Consider the following 21,934-nt stretch of genomic DNA (forward strand, 5'->3'; position numbering starts at 1 on the left):
CTGCTTTTCCTTACAGGAGCCAAGCACTTACCCCGCCTCCACCACCCGCTTCACGCTCTTTGGATTGAGACGTTCCGCGTCGAGCCTGCGGAACACCAGCGCCGAGAGCAGCGTGATGATGCCCACGGTGAGGAAGGCCAGCCGATAAGCCGGTGCGGCCACGCCGAACTCGGCAGAGAACACACTCACCAGCCCGCCACCAATCGTTACGCCCAGGCCGATGGCCAGCATCTGCACCATCGAGAACAGGCTGTTGCCGCTGCCCGCATCCTCGCGGGTCAGGCCCTTGAGCGTCACGCTGTTCATCGCGGCAAACTGCATCGAATTGGCGCCACCGAACACGGCCAGTTGGAAAATAGACGCAGCCAGCGGCCAGCCGGGCGACATCGCTGCGAACGATGCCATCGACACACCCACGATCACGGTGTTGACCATGAGGAAGGTGTCGTAGCCGAAGCGGTTCACGAGCGGCACGATCCAGCGTTTGGAGATGGCCCCGGCAATGGCCACCGGCAGCAGCATCAGCCCCGAGTGGAACGGCGAGTAGCCCAGTTGCAGCTGGAACAGCAGCGGCAGCAGAAACGGCACCGCGCCCGAGCCGATGCGGCAGATCAGGTTGCCGATCAGGCCCACGCTGAAATTGGGTTCGCGGAATAGCGCGAGCCGGAACAGCGGCGTCGTGTACCGGCGTGCATGGGGGATATAGAGCAGCGCGCTCGCCACGCTCACCACCATCAGCAACACCGTCCACGCATTGAACGTGCCGCATTCCAGCGCCAGCGAGAACGTGACCATGCATAGCGATAGCAGGCCGCACCCGATCCAGTCGAACGGGGGCGCCGCGCCGGCCTCGCCCTGGGGCAGGTAGCGACGTACTGCGAACAGTCCGACCAAACCCACGGGCACATTGATCAGGAAGATCCAGTGCCACGAGGCGCTCTGCACAAGCCAGCCGCCCAGCACCGGCCCGAAGATCGGCCCCACCTGCCCGGCCACGGAGACAAAGGCGAGCGCGGCGATGTATTGCTCGCCCGGGATATTGCGCAGCACAGCCAGCCGGCCGATGGGTAGCAGCATCGATCCGCCAATGCCCTGCAGCACGCGTGCGATCACCAGTTGCGTCAGCGATTGCGCCCCGGCGCAGAACACGGAGCCGAGCACGAAGATCAGGATGGCGCTGAAGTAGACGCGCCGTGTGCCGAATCGATCGGCCAGCCAGCCCGAGGCTGGCGTCAGTAGCGCCATGGTCAGCGTGTACGCCACCACCACCGGCTTCATGTCGAGCGGTTTCTCGCCCAGGCTATGTGCCATCGACGGCAGCGCGGTGTTCAGGATGGTGGTGTCCAGCGTCTGCATGAAGAAGCCGGCAAAGACGATCCACAGCATGGCCTTCTGGGAGAAGGCGGCGTTGTTGGATGTGGCTGGGGAAGCTGGAGCGTGCGGCATGGGGCAGGTATCTGAACTGCGGGTCCGGGTTATCCCGGATCGATGGAAGCATGGTACGCACCCCGCACCCCATCGGGAACCCCTCTGCGATGATTGACTGTCATCGGGAAATCCGATGACAATGCGCCGATGCTCAATCCCGTTTGGATCCAGACGTTCGCCACGGCGGCCACTGCGCACAGTTTCACCGAGGCCGGGCGCCAGCTCGGACTCTCGCAGTCGTCAGTCAGCGACCATATCCGCCGCCTGGAACAGAGCGTCAATCGCCGGCTGTTTGTGCGCGATACGCACTCGCTCTCGCTGACGCCCGATGGCGAAGCGCTGCTCGTGCACGCCCGCCTCATCCTCGAAAGCCTGGCCCGTGCCGAGCAGCAGTTCAGCGGGCCCCGGCTGCAGGGCCGGGTGCGTCTGGGCTGCTCCGAGGATCTGGCGCAAGGCCCGCTACCCAACGTGCTGGCGGCCTTCCGCGCCTCGCATCCCGACGTGGAACTGGAAATCACCATCGGCATGACCAGCAAGCTCTATGAATGGATCGAAGCCGGCACGCTGGACCTGATCGTCGGCAAGCGACGCGAGGGGGAGCGGCGCGGCGTGCCGCTGTTTCGTGGCCAGTTGGAGTGGCTGGCGCGGCCCGGCACCGTGGTGGATGTGGGGCAACCGTTGCCGATCATCCTCGTCAACGAGCCGAGCGTCACGCGCTCGGTGGTACTCGATACGCTAGCTGCAGCAGGCTGGCGCTGGCGCAACGTCTGCACAAGCAGCAGCCATTCGGGCTGTATCGCGGCTGCACGAGGCGGACTCGGCATCACGGTGCGTGCGCAGAACCTGACCGGCGGCGGACTGGTTCCGCCCGTCAACGTCGACGCCCTGCCCGCCTTGCCCGACGTGGAATTCATCACACTGGCCGCACGGCGCCTGACACGCCCGGCCGAAACCCTGCTTCAGTTGATCCGCAAGAGCGACCTACGCTCGCTGCGGGTGGAGTGATTATTTAGCTCCCCTCTCCCGCAACGCGGGAGAGGGGCTGGGGGAGAGGGCCAGCGGTGAAAGTTGCCACGCCGTCGGCAAGCAGAGCCACCGACCCTCACCCCTAACCCCTCTCCCACTTCGCGGGAGAGGGGAACTATCAGGCGGCAGGCAGCAGCTGACGCAGCGCCTGCCACGCCGTCAGCAGGTGATAAGGCGTAGTCGACGGCATCTCGCTGCGCACCACAGCACCATCCGGCGCCAGGCACTCGTGCCAGCCCCCCGCATGCAGGAAGCGGACGCGGAACTGGTCGATCCATGCCTCGAGTTCCGCCAGCGGCGCCGGATCTTGGTCAACGGCAGCCTTGATCACCAACGCCCGCGCGAACTCCGTCTGGGCCCAGATCCGCTCGATGTCGTCCTGCACATTGCCCTGCGCATCCAGCGCCGCACAAACCCCGAGCGTGCCGGCAGCCACGCCATGACGACGCGCGAAATCGTAGGCGCGATGCAAGGCGGACGTGAGCGACGTATCGGCAAACAGCGCCGGAGCGGTCATCACCAGCGAATACCACTCGAACTGATGCCCTGCCTCGATGCGATTCCCATCCGTGCCCTGCAGCAACTCGGCCACGCAACCGGTGGCCGGATCGACAAAGCCTGCGTGAACGGACTGCGCCAGCGTGCGCAGCCGATCGGCGAACCAGTCATCGCGAGTAGCTTCCAGCGCAGCCAGGTAACCCTCCGTCAGATGCATGATCGGGTTTTGCACCACGCCACTGCCGTTCGGCGCGAAATCCTGCGACAACGCCGCGTGATAGAGACCGTTGCCATCGGCAAACCGGGATTCGATCACCGCAACGGTCTGGCGCAAGGTCTCCAACGCAGCCGTGTCCTGGCTGGCGCGGTAGTAATGCGCACACGCGAAAACCACGAAAGCGTGGGTGTAGAGGTCGCGCGTACTGTCGAGTGGCACCCCCGCAGCATCGATGCTGTAGATCCAGCCGCCCTGGCCATCCCCGAAATGACGATTCAACGATGCGAACAAGGTCTGCGCATGGGCCAGATCGCCAGCCGTGGCGAATACATAGAGCTGGCGCGCGCAAGCCATGGCGCGATAGCGCTTGTCGGGCAGCGGCTGGCCCGAGGTGCCGTCGAGCGCCTCATGCGCCAGTTGCCAACCCGGATTCCAGCCCGCGTGCGTCCAGGCCGGCAGGATGGCCGTATCGAAATGCGCCAGCAGCGCGGTAATACGTTCGACGAGTCGGGCAGGCACGGAAGACGGCACGGCGGAAGAAACAGACATGATGGTTTCGGGAGACCGGAAGGCGACCCCGGGTTCGGGGCGAGAAACGATAGCAGGCCCAGCGCATCATGCAAAGGCCGACAACGCCGCACCGCATCAAATCGGGCTGGCATTGCCCTGCGGCTTTGCTATGGTGAAAGTCCACCGGTCCCCCGGTCCGGTGCCTGCGCCCGGGAGAAATACCATGTCCACCCATCCGATGTCCCTGACCGATCATCGCCGCACGCTCGTCATGCATGTGCTGGAAGACCCTCCGGGGCGCTACACGTGGCGCATCGTGGTGGAGGAAAAATGCGGCGGGGCCGATTGCGACAGCACCATCGAATCCCATGCCGACTATGCCTCGCACGCCGAGGCCGAAGCGGCCTGCTGGGCCACGGGCAACAGCATGCTGGACGGCCAGCGTGCCACGACGGGTCTCCACTGATACGCCACAACCACGGTGACAGCAGACGAAAATACGTGACATTGCGTGACATTGGATGCCAATGGGCACCAATGAGCGCTTGAAGCGCTGCACCGCGCCTTGAACCGCGCACCGGAGCGTCTTAGTCTGGAAGCTCCGAGGGAGAGAAGCGATGGACAAGCCGACCGTAAGCCCCAGCCGCTTTGTCGAAATCATGAACGAGCGGCTCACCTGCCACCCCCTTTATCGGGAGGGGATGCGGGTGTACGCCATCCCGGCCCATTCGGAGCGCCCCCGCAGCCTGGTCTGCGTCGGGCCGCGCGGTACCGAAGGGATCTGCGCGACGATCGAGAACATCGTCCGCGGTGAATGCGATGTCTTTCCGGACATCGGCCAGGACTGGCCGCCTCAACGTCAACCCAGGCCGCCCATGCACGAACATCGTGCTCGCTAGCGGCATCCACGCATGACCAACCAGCCGGCGGACCCTGAAAAGGTCCGCCGGATTCGTTTGTGGCGTGCCAGGGACGCCCGGGAGCAGCATTGCCAGCCGCTGGCTACAATGACTGCCGCACCCCCTGCCCGGAGCGCCAATGAAAAGAACCTTCGAAATCGATGGCGTGGTGGACGATCTGTCCCGCGCCGTAGTTGCCAACGAAGCTGCCAACAAAGGTGCCGCCGAGTCGTTCATCGAGCGCGCCACACAGGTGGCACCCACCGTGGCCCGCCAGGCCATCGAGCAGGCAGACCATGCCATGCGCAACTGGACGGACCCCGAGCCGGGTCCGCTCCGGATCGGCTCTCCAGCCCATCTGCGCATGTTCTGCAACATGCTGCTGCAGACCCACAACCCCTACAAGCCCTCGGTCATCGACTGGCCCGTGTTGCCGCCCGACGCGCTGCGTCGCGTCACCTCGCTGCCGATCTGGGACATCGCCGTGCAGACCGAAGGCCGGGCCTCGGTGCGCGTGCACAGCTTTGCCGCACGGCAGCGCGACGCCCTGCTGCGCAGCGCGCTGGAGATGGATGGCGACGAGGAAGCGCGCCACAAGGTGGTGCTGTCGAAACTTGTGGAAGCCTATGGCATCGAACTGGCGCCGGAGCCCGAGTACCTGCCGCCGGCGGATGCCGAGTGGGGCTGGCTCGTGACCGGCTACAGCGAGTGCATCGACAGCTTTGCCGCGTTCGGCCTGTTCGCCGCCGCCAAGGATTCAGGCTTCTTTCCCGCCGAACTGGTGGAGACCTTCGAGCCGGTGATCCAGGAGGAAGGCCGCCATATCCTGTTCTTCGCCAACTGGGTGGCGTGGTATCGCGCCAGCCTGCCATGGTGGCGCCGCCCGGCGTTCGCGCTGAAGGTGGCGCGCGTCTGGCTGTTCCTGATCCGCGAACGGATCGGCATCGCCAAAGGCATCGACGTGAAGGCCGATGGCGCCGCGCAGGACGCGAACTTTCCGATGAACGCGGCGGAGTCGCTGGGCCAGACGCTGTCAGCCGGCGCCATGATCGACCTGTGCCTGGCCGAGAACGAACGGCGCATGGCGGGGTATGATGCGCGCCTTGTGCGCCCCGCCACGGTACCGAAACTGGCCCGTCTGGCACGGCGCTTCATCAGGTAAGTCAACGATGCTGCTTTTCGGATGTTCCCTGCTGACCCTGCTGGTCTGGTGCGTGCTGGTCTTTGCGCGCGCCGGATTCTGGCGGGTGCGCAAACCCGCCCCCTCCCCGCAACCCGCCGCGTGGCCCCCTGTGATCGGCGTGATCCCTGCCCGCAACGAGGCCGACGTGATCGCCCGCGCCGTGACCGGCGTGCTGAGCCAGCAATATCCCGGCCGCCTGCATCTGGTGGTGGTGGATGACCACAGTACCGATGGCACCGCCGATATCGCTCGCGCTGCGGCACTCTCTATTGGCCGCGCCGATGCGCTGACCGTGATCGGCGCCCGCGACCTGCCTCCGGGGTGGAGCGGCAAGGTCTGGGCCCAGTCGGAAGGCTTGGCAGAAGCGGACCGTCAAATGCCTGACGCGGGCTTTGTCTTCCTGACCGATGCCGATATCTGGCACGGTCCGAACACCATCCGCGAACTCGTGGCGCGCGCCGAACACGAACAACGCGACCTGACCTCGCTCATGGTTCGCCTGCGCTGCGAATCGTGGTGGGAGCGCATGATCGTGCCCGCTTTTGTCTTCTTCTTCGCCAAACTCTATCCGTTTGCGAGCGTGGCCAATCCGCGCAGCAAGGTGGCGGGCGCGGCGGGCGGCTGCATGCTGGCGCGCCGCTCGGCGCTGGCGCGGATCGGCGGGTTCGAAGCCATTCGGGGCGAGTTGATCGACGATTGCAGCCTGGCGGCGCGCATCAAGGCAGGCGGCTCCATCCGGCTGGATCTGGCGGACGACAGTATTTCACTGCGCCCATACGACGATTGGGAAAGCCTGTGGAACATGATCGCCCGCAGCGCCTACACGCAACTCCACTATTCGCCGTGGATGCTGATCGGCGCCACGCTGGGCATGATCCTGACCTATCTGGCCCCGCCCGTGCTGGCGCTGATCGGCGGGGCATCGCTGTGGCCCGCGTGGCTCGCCTGGATCATGATGGCCGTCAGCTATCGGCCGATGCTGCGCGAGTACGGCCAGCCGGCCGGCCTCGCCCCGCTGCTACCGCTGACTGCCCTGTTCTACCTTGGCGCCACGCTGGATTCGGCGCGCCGCTACTACCTGCGTCGCGGCGGCCAGTGGAAGGGACGCTCGCAGGCGCCCGTGCGGTCCTGATTACTTGAGATAGCCGTTGTCGCGGAACCAGTCGAGGGCGTCGCGCAGCCCCTCCTGGTACGGCCGGGGCGCATAGCCCAGCTCGCGCTGGGCCTTGGCCGATGTAAAGAACATCCGGTAACGCGACATCTTGAGGCCGTCCACGGTCACAAAAGGCTCTTTCTTCGTGAAACGCGCCACGGTTTCCGCGACGTGGGCAATCGGATAGAGCGGCCAGCGCGGAAGTTCGATGGTCGGGGCGCGGCGCCCTGCCATACCGGCGATATCGGCCAGCATCTGCCGCAGCAGCACATCCTGGCCACCCAGGATGTAGCGCTCGCCGACCCGGCCTTTGTCCAGCGCCAGGAAATGTCCGTTCGCCACATCGTCCACATGGGCCAGGTTCAGGCCCGTATCGACGAATGCCGGGATCTTGCCCGTGGCCGCCTCGACGATGATCCGGCCCGTAGGCGTCGGGCGCACATCGCGCGGCCCGATCGGCGTGGACGGATTCACGATCACCGCCGGCAGGCCCTCGGCCACCAGACGCTCCACCTCGCGCTCTGCCAGCACCTTGCTGCGCTTGTACGCGCCGATGGCCTCGTGGCCAGCCATGGCTGCCCTTTCATCGACCGGCCCGGTGGCACCGGCCACGCGCAGGGTGGCCACGCTGCTGGTGTAGACGATGCGCTCCACGCCGGCGTTGCGCGCGGCTTCCATCGTCGTGACCGTGCCGTCCACGTTGGCGCGGACGATGTCCTCGGGGTCTGGCGCCCAGAGCCGGTAGTCTGCTGCCACGTGGAACAGGTAGCGCACGCCGGCCATGGCCCGCGCCATCGACGCGGCATCGCGCATATCCCCTTCCACCACCTCCACGGGCAGTCCGGCGAGGTTGGCGCGCGGGCTGGTGGGCCGCACCAGCACCCGTACCTGGAATCCGCGTTCCAGCGCCTTGCGCATGACCGACGAACCGAGGAAGCCCGAGGCTCCCGTTACGAGAATGCAATTCTGAATTTCAAATCCCCTGGAGACGTTGCGTGCAGGTTTGGCGACAATCGCGGCTTTCGCGGGCCAGTCCCGTTGCATTTACGCCAGACAAGTCAAATGTTGGCAAGACCCAACGCGCAAACATGAAAATCCGGCCCGGTATATAGTAACCACCATTAACCGGGAAAGTGACGCCGGAAATACCACAAAAAGAATGTTTTCCAATCTTTACAAGCGGGTCGGGGGGCCATCTCCATGCAGGTGATCCTTGCCCAGCCACGGGGCTTCTGTGCCGGAGTTGTCAGGGCGATTGACATTGTCGACCGCGCCCTGCTCAAGCACGGGGCACCGGTTTATGTCCGACATGAGATTGTCCACAACAAGCATGTGGTCGAAGGGTTGCGGCAAAAAGGCGCACGCTTTGTCGAGGAACTCGACGAGGTGCCGGATGACGCCGTTACCATCTTCAGCGCCCATGGCGTGTCGCGCGAGGTGGTGAAAGAAGCACAGCGACGCGAGCTGCATGCCATTGACGCAACTTGCCCTCTTGTGGTCAAAGTGCACAACCAGGGCCGCCAGTATGCGGCGGCGGGCCGTCAGGTGATCCTGATTGGCCATGCCGGGCACCCCGAGGTGGAAGGCACGATGGGCCAGATCCCGGGCAAGGTCCATCTGGTGCAGTGTGAAGCCGACGTGGCCCGGCTGGCGCTGCCGGACGATGTGCCGGCGGCCTATATTACCCAGACCACGTTGTCCGTGGACGACACCCGTAATATCATTGCGGCGCTCGGCCGGCGATTCACCAACCTGGTCGGGCCAAGTACACGCGATATCTGCTATGCCACGCAAAACCGCCAGAGCGCAGTGCGGGAATTGTCGCAGCGAGTGGATGTCATTCTCGTGATCGGAGCGTCGAACAGTTCCAACTCGAACAGGCTCCGCGAGATCGGCACGGAAAGTGGCGTGCCGAGTTACCTGATTGCCGACGGCAGCGAACTCGACCCCGAATGGGTGCGAGGCGCAGACGTCGTAGGCATTACCGCGGGCGCCTCGGCGCCCGAAAGCATGGTGGAAGACGTCATCGCGGCCTTGCGCCGCCTGGGTCCGGTCGATATCTCGACCATGGAAGGGATCGAGGAGCATGCCGAATTCCGCCTGCCGGCTGAACTTGCCGATGCAACGCTGGCCCCAGGGGCCAGGAAGACCACTGATATCAGTGACGCCCGGCTCGCCGCCCAAACGGTGGCTGGCTGAAGCGAACAAGCTGAACCTAACAGGAAGCACCCCCTTGGCCATTCCGTTTCTGCAGGTCGCCCGCGTAGGCGCCTACATCGCACGCAAGCATCTCACCGGGCAAAAGCGCTACCCGCTCGCCCTGATGCTCGAACCCCTTTTCCGCTGCAACCTGGCCTGCTCCGGCTGCGGCAAGATCGATTATCCGGACCCCATCCTGAACCAGCGCCTGTCCGTGGCCGAGTGCCTGGAAGCGGTGGACGAATGCGGCGCACCGGTGGTGTCCATCGCCGGCGGCGAGCCGCTGCTGCACAAGGACATGCCTGAGATCGTGCGCGGCATCATGGCCCGCAAGCGCTTTGTGTACCTGTGCACCAACGCACTGCTGCTGGAGAAGAAGATCGACCAGTACGAGCCCAGCCCGTACTTCGTGTGGTCGATCCACCTCGACGGCGACCGCGAGATGCACGATCACTCGGTCAACCAGGAAGGCGTCTACGACAAGTGCGTGGCCGCCATCAAGATGGCCAAGGAACGTGGCTTCCGCGTGAACATCAACTGCACGCTGTTCAACGATGCCAAGCCCGAACTGGTCGCCAAGTTCTTCGACTCGGTCAAGGCAATGGGCGTCGATGGCATCACGGTGTCGCCGGGTTATGCCTACGAGCGCGCGCCGGACCAGCAGCACTTCCTGAACCGCAACAAGACCAAGCAACTGTTCCGCGACATCCTGTCGCGCGGCCGTGCGGGCAAGAACTGGGCATTCAGCCAGTCGACGATGTTCCTCGACTTCCTGGCCGGCAACCAGACCTACAAGTGCACGCCGTGGGGCAACCCGGCACGCACCGTGTTCGGCTGGCAGCGTCCGTGCTACCTGGTTGGCGAAGGCTACGTGAAGACGTTCAAGGAACTGATGGAAGGCACCGACTGGGACGCCTACGGGGTTGGCAACTACGAGAAGTGCGCCGACTGCATGGTCCACAGCGGCTTTGAAGCCACCGCCGTGGCCGACACGTTCTCGCACCCGCTCAAGGCCCTGGCCGTGACGCTGCGCGGCGTGAAGACCGATGGCCCGATGGCGCCGGACATCTCGCTCGATAACCAGCGCCCGGCGGATTACGTGTTCTCGCGCCACGTGGAAATCAAGCTGGCCGAGATCGGCAACCTGAAGAAGGTGCAGGGCAGCCGGGCCGAGAAGGCACAGGCGGCTCAGGTTCACTGAGCTGAATACTCCCCTCTCCCGCAACGCGGGAGAGGGGTGGGGGAGAGGGCTGGAGGTTCTGCTTGCCGATTGTGACAATTTGAACTGCTGGCCCTCTCCCCCGCCCCTCTCCCGCCATGCGGGAGAGGGGAGAACACCCCCCCTACCTCACCGGCTGTTGTGACTGGTCAGATACTTGATCAGCCCATCCACGCCATCGCGTGCGACGATATCCGCGAACTGCTTGCGGTACACCTCGATCAGCCACGCGCCCATCATGTTGATGTCGTAGATCTTCCAGCCGTCACCGCCCTTCTGCAGGCGGTAGTCGATCAGCATCTCGTCCCCGTTGTTCAGCACCCGTGTCGCCACTACGGCGTCGTTGGCGTTATTGCCTGACTTGGCCGGCTTGTACGTAAACTTGGGACTTTGCTCGCGCAATTGCGACAGCGAGATGGCATAGCTGCGCACCAGCAGCGCGGTGAACTGCTCTTGCAACTGTTTCTGTTGTTCGGGCGTGGCCTGTTTCCAGGCATTTCCTACTGCCAGTCGCGTCGTGCGGCCAAAGTCCGTGTAAGGCAGGAAGTCGCGCTGGACGACAGCGGTAATTTTTGCAAGATCGCCCGAGCGGGTCTCCGGATCGGTCTTGATCTTGGTGATCACACCCTCCACCGCGGACTGGACCAGCTTGTCCGGTGCGGCATTGGACTGCGCGTGCGCGGGGGAAACCACGGCGACCATGGCCACGGCGGCGATGGGCGCGATGATTGCGGCGGGGAACATTGCGTAACGGTTCATGAGTCTTCGATGCACTGCGGCCGGGGTGGCCGGTCGGGCCAGTATATAGCGGAACGGCGAGCCGCTCGGCACGTGGGCGGGTTGCCGAACCAGTGCGCTGCACAAGGCGCCAAACATCATAGGGAAGGTATCCAGCCGCTATACTCCGGTTGCCGCCCGCCGCGCCCCAGGCGCCCTGGCGAAGGTGGACGCAATAGATACAGGACTCATGATCAGACCCCTGCTGGTTCGCACCGTCAAATTCGCCACCGTTCACGCCTGGCTCGTGATCGGCATTTCGCTGCTGCTCACCGCCGCCAGCGGCTTCTACGTCGCGCGCAATTTCGCCATCAACACCGACATCAGCAAGCTGCTGGAGTCCGACGCGCCCTGGGCAACGAACGATGCGGCGATCAGCGCCGCATTCCCCCAGCGCGACAAGATGATCCTGGCCGTGGTGCAGGCACCGGCCAAGGAACTGGCCGATGCCGCCGCCAACGAACTGGCCGCTGCGCTGCGCGACGAGCCGAGCCGTTTCAACGCCGTGGGCCAGCCCGGTGCAGGGGCATTCTTCGAGCGCAACGGGCTGCTGTTCGCAGACCCGGCCAGCGTCAGCGAGATGGCCGACAAGCTCTCGCAGGCCCGGCCGCTGCTGAACAACCTCGCGCACGATCCCACGCTGCGCGGGCTGTCGGACCTGCTGACCACCACGCTGGCCCTGCCGCTGCAGCTCGGTCAGGTCAAGCTGTCCGACATGGACAAGCTGCTGGGCGAAAGCGCAAAGACCGTGGACGGCGTATTGGCCAACAAGCCCGTGGCGCTGTCGTGGGCGGGACTCGTCGACGACAGCCTCAAGCCGAATGCCGATGGCCGCGCGTTCAGCTTCGTCACGGTCTCCCCCGTGCTGGACTACAGCGATCTCAAGGCAGGTGCCGGCGCCAGCGATGCCATTCGCGCCGCCGCAGCAAAGCTCAAACTGGCCGAGCGCTACAACGCCCAGGTGCGCCTGACAGGCCCGCAGCCGCTGGCCGATGACGAATTTGCCTCGGTCAGCGAGGGGGCCGCGCTCAACGGCATCCTGACGCTGCTGGTGGTGGTCGGCATTCTGTGGATGGCCCTGCGCTCGGCACGGCTGATCACGGCGGTGCTGGTGAGCCTGATTGCCGGCCTGATCATCACGGCAGCGCTGGGCCTGCTGATGGTAGGCGCGCTGAACATGATCTCGGTGGCGTTCGCGGTGCTCTTCGTGGGCCTCGGCGTCGACTTCGGCATCCAGTTCGGCGTGCGCTACCGCGCCGAGCGTTGCGAGCATGGCGACCTCAACGAGTCGCTGACGCTGGCCGCGCGCGATGTGGCCGGTCCGCTGACGCTGGCCGCCGCTGCCACGGCCGCCGCGTTCTTCTGCTTCCTGCCCACCGACTATCGCGGCGTGGCGGAACTCGGCAAGATCGCTGGGGTGGGCATGTTCATCGCCTTCGCTACCACGTTCACGACACTGCCCGCCCTGATTCGCGTGCTGGCCCCGCCGGGCGAGAAGGAAATGCCGGGCTTCGGCTGGCTGGCCCCGGCCGATGCGTTCTTCGAGCGCCATCGCAAGGGCACGCTGGTGGGTGTGCTGGCCGTGCTCGTGGCGGGTGCCCCGCTGCTGCCGCACCTGCGTTTCGATTTCGATCCGCTGCACCTCAAGGACCCGCATTCGGAATCGATGGCGACGCTGCTGGCGCTCAAGGATGCTCCGCAGGCCGGCACCGACGATGTCAAGGTCCTGGCCCCTACGCTCAAGGATGCCGAGCAGATCGCGGCGAAGCTCTCCAAGCTGCCCGAGGTCGAGCGCGTGGTCACGCTGAAGACCTTCATTCCCGACGATCAGGCGCCCAAGCTCGCCACGATCGCCGCGCTGAACAAGACGCTGATGCCAGTGCTCACGCAATCGACGGCAACGCCTGCCTCCGATGCGCTGCGCGTGGCCTCGCTGCGCAACGCGTCGCGCCAGTTGTCGCTGGCCGCGCTCGATCATCCGGGGCCCGGTGCGGCATCGGCGGAACATCTATCGCGCGCGCTCAAGCAACTGGCCGATGCCACCCCGGCCGTGCGGGACCGTGCCGAGCAAGCCATCGCTTTGCCGCTGCGACTGGCACTGGCCTCGCTGCAGCGCACGCTCCAGCCCGAGCCGGTGACCCGCCAGACGCTGCCGCCCGAACTGGCGCGCGACTGGCTGGCGCCGAACGGTCAGGCGCTCGTCAACGTCAGCCCGAAGCTGCCGCCCCCGGGCGCGAAGAACGACGCCGCGCGCGAGGCTGCGCTCGACCAGTTCATCGCCACCATGGCCCGTGTGCAACCCGATGCCACGGGCGGCCCGATTGCGATCAAGGGCTCGGCCGATACGATCATGACCGCGTTCATCCACGCGGGGATCTGGGCCGTGATCTCGATCACGGTGCTGCTGTGGATCACGCTGCGCCGCGTGGGCGATGTGGTGCGCACGCTGATCCCGCTGCTGGTGTCGGGACTGGTCACGCTGGAGCTGTGCGTGATCTTCGGCATCTCGCTGAACTTCGCCAACATCATCGCGCTGCCGCTGCTGCTGGGCATCGGCGTGGCGTTCAAGATCTACTACGTGATTGCGTGGCGCCACGGCAAGACCAAGCTGCTGCAGTCGAGCCTGACCCATGCGGTGCTCTACAGCGCGGCCACCACGGCCACGGCGTTCGGCAGCCTCTGGTTGTCGCACCATCCCGGCACGGCCAGCATGGGCAAGCTGCTGGCACTGGCGCTGGTCTGCACGCTGGCAGGCGCCGTGTTCTTCCAGCCCATCCTGATGGGACGCCCCCGGCGCGAGCAGCCGGGCCGGCCGGAGCCGCTCGGTCCGTCTCTTCCCCCACTCACGGTGGCTACGACCATGGCACAATCTGCCGATAATTCAGGAGCCGATTCAGGAAAATCGTCGCGCTAGCACGCGACCTCGGCAATCAGGATGGTTGGCCAGCGTTTCCGGCGACCGTCTCCACGACAAGAACCAAAAGACCGACCGTCTCACCATGCTCTCCCGCAACGTTCTTCCCCGCAGCGCGCTGGCTGCCGCCGCGCTCTGCGCCCTGACCACCGGTTGCGCAACCGGCCCCAATGCGAATCCGCAGGACCCGCTCGAACCGATGAACCGGGCGATCTTCACGGTCAATGACAAGGTGGACACCTACGTGGCCCAGCCGCTGGCCAAGGGCTACCAGTACGTCACGCCCTCCCCGGCGCGTGCGGCCGTGACAAACTTCTTCAACAACTTCTCGGACGTGGGCAACTTCGCCAACAACGTGCTGCAGCTCAAGGGCGTGGAAGCGGCCGAGACGATGATGCGCGTGGCGATCAACACGGTGCTGGGCATCGGCGGCCTGATCGACATCGCCACGGCAGCGGGCATTCCGCGCCATTCGCAGGATCTGGGATTGACGCTCGGCTACTGGGGCGTGCCGGCTGGCCCGTACCTGGTGCTGCCGCTGTTCGGGCCCAGCTCGATTCGCGACGGTATCGGGCTGGCCGGGAGCTTCTACCTGGACCCGGCACACTATTTCGATCCGGCGTGGCGCAATACGATGTTCGGCATCAACGTGATCAACGTCCGCGCGAACATGCTGGGCGCCACCGACCTGCTCTCGCAGGCCGCGCTCGACAAGTACGCCTTCGTGCGCGATGCCTACCGCCAGCGCCGGCAATACCTGCTGAGCGGCGGCGGGGATGAATTGCCGACATACGACGATGACGAGGATTCGGCGCCGGCCGGGGATAAGGCGCCTGCTACGCCAGCGACGCCGGCTCCGGCGCCGGGGATGGCGAAGTAGGACTTCTCCCCTGTTGGTTTGCTCCCCTCTCCCTCTGGGAGAGGGGTTGGGGAGAGGGCTGGAGGGTCTGCTTGCCGATGTTGTCGTAATCTGAACGGCCGGCCCTCTCCCCCGCCCCTCTCCCGCTTGCGGGAGAGGGGAGAAAACCAAAAGAGAATTCAAGCGTCTGGAAAACAAAAAAGCGCCCGCGCCGGGGCCCGGCGCGGACGCGAAGACCAGCGGATGCGGTATCCGTGGCTCGACAGATCGTAGGCAATTTTTGAGTGTTGGATTGCCAACAATTGTGTCAGCCCGCGCGGCTGCGTAGCGGCAGCCAGATCGAGAACGTGGCGCCCTCTCCCGCATCGCTTTTCAGCATGACGCGCCCGCCGTGCCGTTCGGCCACGGTTTTGACGAAGACCAGTCCCAGACCGCTGCCCGATGGCGCATCGTTGCCCTGGGCATGCACGCGGCTGAATGGGCGGAACAGGCGCGCCTGCGCCTCAAGCGCGATGCCCGGGCCCTGGTCGATGACATCGATCGCGATATACGGTCCCAACCGGTACAGGCTCACCTTGACCGGTGCACCGGGTGGGCTGAACTTGATGGCATTGCTGACGAGGTTGGCCACCGCGCGCACCAGCAGCATTGGCGAGACACGCAGCGCCACGCCCTCGGCATCGAGATCCAGTTCGAGTTCGATGCCACGCGTCTTGGCCAGGGCCCACATCTCGTCGGTGGCATCGAGCACGAGCGTGGTCACCTCTACGTCGGCAAAGACCAGGTTCTGCGATTCGGCCTGTGCGAGCCGGATGAAATCATCGGCCAGCGCCAATGTGCGGTGCGCATGCTCGCTGATGCGGCCCAGCAGTTCCGGTTGCGGCAAGGCGCGCTCCGCGCGCGACTGCATGTCGATGAGCGCGAGGATCGATGCCTGCGGCGAGCGCATGTCGTGCGACAAAAAGTGCAGCGTCTGCTCGCGCTGGCGCTCGGCGCGCCGCACGGTGGTGATATCCACCAGGCTGACGATGACGCCAGCCGGGCGCCCTTCCTCGCCGTGCAACGGCGCGCCGTGGAGCAGGTAGCGCCGGTCGTCCTCGGTGGCCAGTTCCACGCCATGCGAGTCGGAGGACGACATCACGGGCGCATCGGCATCCAGCGCACCGCACAGCGCATCCCAGTACGCCAGCCCAGGGCCGGGCACCGGGAACAACGTCTCCACCACATCGGGCAGCCCCGGGCGGTCGAGTCCGCCGTAGGCGTCGTCATAGAACGCGTCATCGCCCCCGAATCCGCCCTTCCCGCTCAATGCGCCCAAGCCTACGGGCTGCGGCAGGTCATTGATGCCCTGCAATACTGCGGGAACCAGTGCCACGGCGCGGCGGTTGGCCACCAGGATGCCACCGTCGAGATTGCAGATGACCGTGGCCTCGGGCAGGCTCTCCAGTCCATCCGAGAGGAAGCGCCGCATGTCGCGCAGGCGCGCCGTCATGTCGTACACAGCCTGCATGCGGCCATCGAGCGAATGATCGACCCGCGTCGGCGCGGCCAGCAGGCCCGGCTCGCGTCCCAGCCGCACGAGTTCTTCCGAGAGAAAGCGCAGTGCCGCTTCCTGGCGGCGCCAGCTCCATAGCGGATAGACCAGCAGGCAGCCAAAGACGGCGGCGGACGGCGCGAACCACAGGTGCACGCTGCCCACCAGCGTAATGCTGCCGCCGATCAGCGCGGCCACGAGCACGACCACCGCAATCAGCGCGTCGCGCGGCGTGAGCACCCAGGCGGCCAGCGCAGCCAGCAACACTGGCAGCAGCGTGGCGAACCAGCCGGCCAGTTCGGGCACGCGCAGGGTCTGCCACGCGTTGGCCGGGATCTCCATGGCCAGGTGCGGCTGGCTGGCGACGGCAAAATCGAGCAGGGCCAGGTCGGCACGCTCGAACCAGTTGAAGCGGGCCACCACGGCGGTGACGCATAGCGCGGCCACGAGCAGCAGCACCCATTCCACACGGGTGCGGCGATGAAAGAAGGCGGCGGCGAACCTACCGGCCGCAGGTCTGGACGTCATGATCCACACCCTCCGCCGATGCAATGTCGTCACGCATCCCGAACACGCACTCCACCCTATGCATCGGCCGTGCTCACTGCCTCGAAGCGATAGCCATGCGAGTAGACCGAACTCAGGCGCACGCCATGCTCGGGCCGCAGCGCCAGCTTGATGCGAAGCCGCGAGATATGCGTGTCCAGCGTGCGCGAGCCGGCGTCCATGGCACGGCCCCACACGGCCTGCTCCACCACGTCGCGCGAGAGCAGCCGACCGATATTGCGGAACAGGAACAGCGCCAGGTCGAACTCGCGTGGCGAGAGTTCCACACCCTGCCCGGCCAGCGCGATGGTGCGACGGCGTGCATCCACCACGTAGCTGCCCTGGCGCATCAGTTCGTCGTCCTGCACCGCATCCGGGTAGGCACGGCGCAGCAGTGCGCGCACGCGGGCCAGGAACTCCGCCGGGCGTAGCGGCTTGCCGAGGTAGTCATCGGCGCCCACGGACAGCCCCGCCACGATATCGCCCTCGTCGATGCGGCTGGTCAGGAACAGGATGGGCGGCAGGCGCCCGGAATGCTGGCGCACCCAGTTGACCAGCTCGTAGCCGCTGATGTCCGGCAATTGCCAGTCCATGAGTACCAGGTCGAACGACTGGTCCCGGAGCGCGCGCTGGAACGCAAACCCCGTGTTAAAGCTGGAGCAGGAAAACCCGGCTTCCTCGAGCAACTGGCGGATCTGCGCGGCCTGGGCGGCATCGTCCTCCACTGAGGCAATTCTCATTACTTCCCTCTGATGACTGCGGCCTGGTGTCGGGCTCGGCGGCGTCATGTTACCGGCATGGACCTTGATGCGTCGAGGCTACATTGGGGGGGCACCGCCGGCGCCGTTGTTGTGCGCGTGATGCGAGTGGGCATTATGGCTTGCGGGCGCAATGAAACCGTGCCAGAAAGAATCGCCGCCCGGCACTGGACAGTACGGGGCGGCGCTTTATCCACATGACGAGGATGGCTATTGGCGGCTATCCGCGGCTACTGGAGCATGTACGTTTCGTACTCCAGCCGGTCCAGCTTGCGATCCAGCAGGTACAGAGACAGCGCCACCACCACCAGCAGCGACACCGCGAAGCCATAGCCATACCACGCCGGACCCAGTTCCAGCGTCAGGCGCGTCAGCACGAAGTTCAGCACCACGAAGGTCCCGGTCAGCATCAGCACCTCGCGGCGGCGGTCCAGGTAGAAGTAGATGTTGAGCACGCCCAGCAGCACCACCTGCAGGCTGGCGCCGATCACGTCCACGTAGAGCAGCGGCAGGTACAGCTCCGAGATACCGAGCAGGTTCAGCAACCACCCGCCGATCACGAACAGCAGCAGCGACGCAATGGCCTGCACCTTGACGATCTCGTACAGGCCCAGGCGGATGGTCTGCACCATCGTGTTGCGCATGTCCTCGATGTGCTCCAGCGAGCTGCCGCCGCGCACCGCGTTGTAGAACGCGTCGTAGTACTCCACGAAATCGGTCTCGATGCGCACCAGGAACACGGCCATGCCCGGAATAATCGCCAGATAGGCCAGGAACACCGGGATGTCATAAATGATCGACGCATGCAGCGGCCCGATCACGGCCTGGCCCGTGGACGGCGCGTACCAGAACATGAACTTGTCGACCCAGATACCCAGGTTGTAGAACAGGCCGATGAAGATCAGGCTCGGGTACGAGTAACGCTTCTGGAACACCTCGAACGACATGAACCGATGGCTCGTGTAGTTCCGGTAGATCAGCGTGATCATGCCTACCAGCAGGCACAACTGGCCCGCCACAAAGCCGCCGAGCAGCCCTTCCAGCCCGCGCGAGCGCAGCGCCAGCGCCGCCAGCACCGTGATCGTGTAGCCGATGAAGAAAGTCCAGACGATGGCCTTGTACTGCTTCATGCCCGACAGGAAAATCGCCGCGATCCAGATATTGCTCATGATCACGAAGCCCGCGATCATCAGCAGCCGGTACAGCACGGACTGCTCCGGAAACGCCCAGACCGCGCAGGCCAGCCCGATGGCACCCGCCAACCCCGTAACCAGCAGTGCCACGGCGTGGTAGTTCGACAGCACCAGATCCCCACGGCGCTCGAAGAGGCGGTCCGACGTGAAGCGCGTGAACGACAGTTGCATCGGCCCGGTCAATATCAGGCTGCACGCAATGAGGTAGGTCACCGACACCTGGAACTGCGTGATCAGCGCACCGGGAATCACCCATCCAATCGACAGCAGGCCGATCAGCAGGATGCCCAGGATCGACAGCACCCAGGGGCCCGAGCTGATCACGCCTGCGTACGCATAGGCGGAGAGCATGCCCGACAGGCTGTCCCGCCGGAGCATCTTGCGAAGTTCGAAACCAATACCGGCCATGTCAGCGTCCTCCCGCCTTGGCGGCATCCGGGGCGCCGCCGCCGTGATGCACCGGGCATCGCGCCGGGCCCACGCCGCGCTCGCGACGCGTGTTATCCGGCTGCGCCATCAGGTCCGTATAAAGCGTGCGGTAGCTGCCCACCATCTGTTCCTGCGTGTAGTACTTCTCCACGCGCTTGATGCCCGCAGCCTGCGCCGCCTGCCAGCGGTCCGGATGCTGCAGCAGGTTGAGCGCCGCAGCCGCAAGCGCTGCCGGATCGGCAATGCGAACCACGCCACCGGCCGCGCCCAGTTCGGCATCCTCGCCGGGCAGGCCGAAGATCAGTTCGCTGCACGATCCCACGTCGGTGGTCACGCACGGCACACCGGCCGCAAAGCCTTCGAGCACCACCAGCGGCAGTGCCTCGGAAATCGAACTCAGCACGAGCACGCCCACCTTGGGCAGCAGGTCGTCGATCTTCTGGAAGCCCAGGAACTTGACCTTGCTGGCCAGTCCCAGACTCTCTACCAAGCTGCGGCACTCGCGGGCGTATTCGGGATCCTCGTCCTCCGGGCCGGCAATCCAGCCTTCGGCCTCGGGATACTCGCGCACCACGGTCAGCATGGCGCGCACAAAGGTCTTGATGTCCTTGATCGGCACCACGCGGCCAATCAGGCAGAGCACCGGCGGCACGCCGGGCGCGCGCTTTTCGCGCAGGGCGGCCAGACGCGGCAGGTTGATGCCGTTCGGGATATTGCGCGTGCGCTCGGCCAGCGCGCCGTCCACGATCTGGCGGCGGCGGTTGCCCTCGTACAGCGCGGTGATTTCGTCACCGGCTTCGTAGCAGACGCGGCCCAGCGTTTCGAAGAAGCGCACCCAGAGTTCACGGAAATAGCTGATCTGGGAAATGTCGCGTTCGAAGATGTTGCGGTTGTCGCGAATCCACTGGCTCTGGAACAGGTCGATCTTGCGTTCCTTCGTGTAGATGCCGTGCTCCGACACCAGCAGCGGCCGGCCATTGCGATGGCGCAGCATCGCGCCAAGGAAGCCCGCGTAGCCAGTGGACACCGTGTGATAGACCTTGGCCGGAATCAGGCCATCGGCAATCCGCACCAGTTGCCACAGCGGCTTGTGCATGATGCGGATGGTCCAGAAGTAGTCGGTGAACGACGGGTCCGTGCAGAACTGGCGGTACTGGCCCGTGATGGTGTCCCAGGCGCGCTTGCTGTAGAGGAACGCGTCCTCGGACAGCGCCCCGCCCTCGCGCAGCGCGGGCATCAGTTCGCGGATCAGTTCACCAGCCTCGGCTTCCTTGCCCGGCTCGCGCAGCAGTTCGTGCAGGCGGTCCGAGCGGTCGAATGCACCGGCATCGCCTGAGGTACCATGCACCATCGGCGGCGGCGGGAAGTCGTACAGGAAATGGGTTTCCAGATGCACGACGTTGTCGGGCAGCGTGTAGGCCATGTCGCCATAGTCTTGCCGGCGGCTGCCGATGAAGACGATGCCGAAGCGGATGTCCGGGAAGGCGCGGATCATCTGGTTGACCCAGCTCGACACGCCGCCGCTGACGTATGGGAAGGTGCCTTCCAGCAACAACATGACGTCGGCGGACGTCCCCTTGACCAGAATCTCGCTCATGATTGCCAATACCGCAGCAGGGGCCGCACCAGCGGGAGCGGCGAAGGACTGTCGAAAGCCGCCATCAGGCGGCGCACCGCGGCGTAGTCGCGTTCCAGGTAGGCAGCCTCGGCCAGCAGCGGCAGCACGCGCTCGTTGGCAAAGCCCAGCGCTTCGGCGCGGGCCAGGAACTGGCGCGCCTCGCCCGGTGCATTGCGGCTCAGCGCCAGCCGGCCGCGCATGTACCACAGCGCCGCATTGGAATCGTCGATCTCGAGCGCCGCGCTCGCGTAGCGTTCTACCTGGCTGGCCGTGTAGCGGTACACGTCGCCCTGCACCAGGTTCTGGTAGATCAGTTCCCAGTACAGGTCGGCCAGCCGCTTGTTGATCTCGCCGCGTGCCTGCGGCGTATCGGCCGCCTCCAGGCGCGGCAGCTCGGCCAGGATCTGCTGCGTCAACTGCTTCTCGGCGCCATCGAGCATGCCGTAGGCCAGCAGGCGGATGTCGTCGGTGCTGTCGGCCAGCAGTTCGCGCAGCACGGGGCTTGCCGTACGCGTGGGCATCGACTGCATCGCCACCAGCGCGGTCATGCGCTCCGGCAGCGGCGCACGCGTGTTGCCAAGCTGCGCGCGCAGTCGCGCCCCGCCGCCGTGCGTCACGCGCTGGATCAGGTGGGTCACGAACTGCGGCAGCGCCACCGATGCGATGCCGGCGCTGTCACCCTGCGCACGGAACAGCTTCGAGAACAGCAGGCTGCCCAGGCACACCAGCGTGCCGCCCAGCGGCACGAAAAAGCAGAACGCCGCCAGGTACGCGTAGCTCCACACGAACGGCGCGCGGAAGCGGCGCGGCAGCAGGCGCCACAGTGCCAGCCCCAGCAGCGCCGAGGCCAGCAACTGCAATCCCAGGAAGGACAGCAGCAGCGGCAGGCCCGAGCCCCCCTTGAACAGCAGGTACAGCGCGGCGATCTGGACGGTCGTGCCGCCGATGGTCAGCTTGCCCATGTCTCAGTGCTC

Annotated in this window: 18 protein-coding genes; 9 read left to right on the forward strand and 9 right to left on the reverse strand. The window is 65.5% G+C overall.

Annotation, left to right across the window (positions count from 1 at the left end; translation table 11 throughout):
• Positions 1-27 precede the first annotated feature (27 nt).
• Complete coding sequence (mdtD, locus tag GA566_RS22035) at positions 28-1,446, reverse strand: multidrug transporter subunit MdtD (protein WP_160474010.1); 1,419 nt, start codon at positions 1,444-1,446, stop codon at positions 28-30.
• Between the two features lie 129 nt (positions 1,447-1,575).
• On the opposite strand from mdtD, the gene GA566_RS22040 reads away from it, so the two are divergent.
• Complete coding sequence (locus GA566_RS22040; protein ID WP_137925438.1) at positions 1,576-2,433, forward strand: LysR family transcriptional regulator; 858 nt, start codon at positions 1,576-1,578, stop codon at positions 2,431-2,433.
• Between the two features lie 139 nt (positions 2,434-2,572).
• Here GA566_RS22040 and GA566_RS22045 read toward each other — a convergent pair whose 3' ends face one another.
• A complete protein-coding gene (locus tag GA566_RS22045) occupies positions 2,573-3,718 on the reverse strand; it encodes an AGE family epimerase/isomerase (protein ID WP_160474011.1) in 1,146 nt (381 codons plus the stop codon).
• A gap of 184 nt (positions 3,719-3,902) precedes the next feature.
• On the opposite strand from GA566_RS22045, the gene GA566_RS22050 reads away from it, so the two are divergent.
• The 4 genes from GA566_RS22050 to GA566_RS22065 all read left to right on the forward strand — a co-directional run bounded on the left by GA566_RS22050 (position 3,903) and on the right by GA566_RS22065 (position 6,893).
• Positions 3,903-4,145 carry a hypothetical protein gene (locus tag GA566_RS22050; RefSeq protein ID WP_137928628.1) on the forward strand — a complete coding sequence of 81 codons (243 nt, stop codon included), beginning with the start codon at positions 3,903-3,905 and terminating at the stop codon, positions 4,143-4,145.
• A gap of 151 nt (positions 4,146-4,296) precedes the next feature.
• Positions 4,297-4,578: a hypothetical protein gene (locus GA566_RS22055; RefSeq protein ID WP_137928629.1), complete on the forward strand. Its 282-nt coding sequence runs from the start codon at positions 4,297-4,299 to the stop codon at positions 4,576-4,578.
• A gap of 301 nt (positions 4,579-4,879) precedes the next feature.
• Positions 4,880-5,740: a ferritin-like domain-containing protein gene (locus tag GA566_RS22060; RefSeq protein WP_202126920.1), complete on the forward strand. Its 861-nt coding sequence runs from the start codon at positions 4,880-4,882 to the stop codon at positions 5,738-5,740.
• Positions 5,741-5,747: 7 nt separating this feature from the next.
• Entirely contained in the window at positions 5,748-6,893 is a 1,146-nt protein-coding gene (locus GA566_RS22065; protein WP_202126851.1) for a glycosyltransferase, read from the forward strand.
• Here GA566_RS22065 and hpnA read toward each other — a convergent pair whose 3' ends face one another.
• Positions 6,894-7,958, reverse strand: a complete 1,065-nt coding sequence (hpnA, locus tag GA566_RS22070) for a hopanoid-associated sugar epimerase (RefSeq protein WP_255459447.1) — start codon at positions 7,956-7,958, stop codon at positions 6,894-6,896.
• Between the two features lie 156 nt (positions 7,959-8,114).
• Between hpnA and ispH the strand changes: the two genes are divergently transcribed.
• On the forward strand, positions 8,115-9,113 hold the full coding sequence (ispH, locus tag GA566_RS22075; protein WP_137928599.1) for a 4-hydroxy-3-methylbut-2-enyl diphosphate reductase: 999 nt from the start codon (positions 8,115-8,117) through the stop codon (positions 9,111-9,113).
• 34 nt (positions 9,114-9,147) lie between these two features.
• Positions 9,148-10,314, forward strand: coding sequence for an adenosyl-hopene transferase HpnH (gene hpnH / locus GA566_RS22080; RefSeq protein ID WP_137928598.1), 1,167 nt, complete (start codon positions 9,148-9,150; stop codon positions 10,312-10,314).
• Positions 10,315-10,461: 147 nt separating this feature from the next.
• Here hpnH and GA566_RS22085 read toward each other — a convergent pair whose 3' ends face one another.
• Positions 10,462-11,091: a phospholipid-binding protein MlaC gene (locus GA566_RS22085; RefSeq protein ID WP_137927843.1), complete on the reverse strand. Its 630-nt coding sequence runs from the start codon at positions 11,089-11,091 to the stop codon at positions 10,462-10,464.
• Between the two features lie 208 nt (positions 11,092-11,299).
• Here GA566_RS22085 and GA566_RS22090 point away from each other — a divergent pair, with 208 nt between their 5' ends.
• The gene (locus tag GA566_RS22090) at positions 11,300-14,023 is read left to right on the forward strand and encodes an MMPL family transporter (protein WP_160474012.1); all 2,724 of its coding nucleotides are present in this window, start codon (positions 11,300-11,302) and stop codon (positions 14,021-14,023) included.
• 85 nt (positions 14,024-14,108) lie between these two features.
• Entirely contained in the window at positions 14,109-14,903 is a 795-nt protein-coding gene (locus GA566_RS22095) for a VacJ family lipoprotein (RefSeq protein WP_137927845.1), read from the forward strand.
• A gap of 286 nt (positions 14,904-15,189) precedes the next feature.
• On the opposite strand, the gene GA566_RS22100 is transcribed toward GA566_RS22095, so the two are convergent.
• The 5 genes from GA566_RS22100 to GA566_RS22120 form a co-directional block, all read right to left on the reverse strand.
• On the reverse strand, positions 15,190-16,944 hold the full coding sequence (locus tag GA566_RS22100; RefSeq protein WP_237380578.1) for a HAMP domain-containing sensor histidine kinase: 1,755 nt from the start codon (positions 16,942-16,944) through the stop codon (positions 15,190-15,192).
• Between the two features lie 56 nt (positions 16,945-17,000).
• Complete coding sequence (locus tag GA566_RS22105) at positions 17,001-17,702, reverse strand: response regulator transcription factor (protein WP_160474013.1); 702 nt, start codon at positions 17,700-17,702, stop codon at positions 17,001-17,003.
• A gap of 248 nt (positions 17,703-17,950) precedes the next feature.
• Positions 17,951-19,321: an exopolysaccharide Pel transporter PelG gene (pelG, locus tag GA566_RS22110; RefSeq protein WP_137927847.1), complete on the reverse strand. Its 1,371-nt coding sequence runs from the start codon at positions 19,319-19,321 to the stop codon at positions 17,951-17,953.
• A 1-nt stretch (position 19,322) separates the two neighbouring features.
• Positions 19,323-20,939, reverse strand: coding sequence for a GT4 family glycosyltransferase PelF (gene pelF, locus GA566_RS22115; RefSeq protein ID WP_160474014.1), 1,617 nt, complete (start codon positions 20,937-20,939; stop codon positions 19,323-19,325).
• Positions 20,936-21,922: a lipopolysaccharide assembly protein LapB gene (locus tag GA566_RS22120; protein WP_160474015.1), complete on the reverse strand. Its 987-nt coding sequence runs from the start codon at positions 21,920-21,922 to the stop codon at positions 20,936-20,938. The genes pelF and GA566_RS22120 overlap by 4 nt, the downstream gene beginning before the upstream one ends.
• Between the last annotated feature and the right edge of the window lie 12 nt (positions 21,923-21,934).

This window comes from Cupriavidus sp. SW-Y-13, from assembly GCF_009793345.1.
In the GTDB taxonomy this organism is placed as follows: Bacteria; Pseudomonadota; Gammaproteobacteria; order Burkholderiales; family Burkholderiaceae; genus Cupriavidus.

Coding starts and splice junctions, on each gene's coding strand:
- pelF (WP_160474014.1), bottom strand. CDS start 20,939: ATGAGCGAGATTCTGGTCAAGGGGACGTCCGCCGACGTCATGTTGTTG.
- ispH (WP_137928599.1), top strand. CDS start 8,115: ATGCAGGTGATCCTTGCCCAGCCACGGGGCTTCTGTGCCGGAGTTGTC.
- GA566_RS22040 (WP_137925438.1), top strand. CDS start 1,576: ATGCTCAATCCCGTTTGGATCCAGACGTTCGCCACGGCGGCCACTGCG.
- GA566_RS22090 (WP_160474012.1), top strand. CDS start 11,300: ATGATCAGACCCCTGCTGGTTCGCACCGTCAAATTCGCCACCGTTCAC.
- GA566_RS22105 (WP_160474013.1), bottom strand. CDS start 17,702: ATGAGAATTGCCTCAGTGGAGGACGATGCCGCCCAGGCCGCGCAGATC.
- GA566_RS22100 (WP_237380578.1), bottom strand. CDS start 16,944: ATGACGTCCAGACCTGCGGCCGGTAGGTTCGCCGCCGCCTTCTTTCAT.
- GA566_RS22055 (WP_137928629.1), top strand. CDS start 4,297: ATGGACAAGCCGACCGTAAGCCCCAGCCGCTTTGTCGAAATCATGAAC.
- GA566_RS22060 (WP_202126920.1), top strand. CDS start 4,880: ATGCGCAACTGGACGGACCCCGAGCCGGGTCCGCTCCGGATCGGCTCT.
- pelG (WP_137927847.1), bottom strand. CDS start 19,321: ATGGCCGGTATTGGTTTCGAACTTCGCAAGATGCTCCGGCGGGACAGC.
- GA566_RS22095 (WP_137927845.1), top strand. CDS start 14,109: ATGCTCTCCCGCAACGTTCTTCCCCGCAGCGCGCTGGCTGCCGCCGCG.
- GA566_RS22045 (WP_160474011.1), bottom strand. CDS start 3,718: ATGTCTGTTTCTTCCGCCGTGCCGTCTTCCGTGCCTGCCCGACTCGTC.
- GA566_RS22120 (WP_160474015.1), bottom strand. CDS start 21,922: ATGGGCAAGCTGACCATCGGCGGCACGACCGTCCAGATCGCCGCGCTG.
- hpnA (WP_255459447.1), bottom strand. CDS start 7,958: ATGCAACGGGACTGGCCCGCGAAAGCCGCGATTGTCGCCAAACCTGCA.
- GA566_RS22085 (WP_137927843.1), bottom strand. CDS start 11,091: ATGAACCGTTACGCAATGTTCCCCGCCGCAATCATCGCGCCCATCGCC.
- mdtD (WP_160474010.1), bottom strand. CDS start 1,446: ATGCCGCACGCTCCAGCTTCCCCAGCCACATCCAACAACGCCGCCTTC.
- GA566_RS22050 (WP_137928628.1), top strand. CDS start 3,903: ATGTCCACCCATCCGATGTCCCTGACCGATCATCGCCGCACGCTCGTC.
- GA566_RS22065 (WP_202126851.1), top strand. CDS start 5,748: ATGCTGCTTTTCGGATGTTCCCTGCTGACCCTGCTGGTCTGGTGCGTG.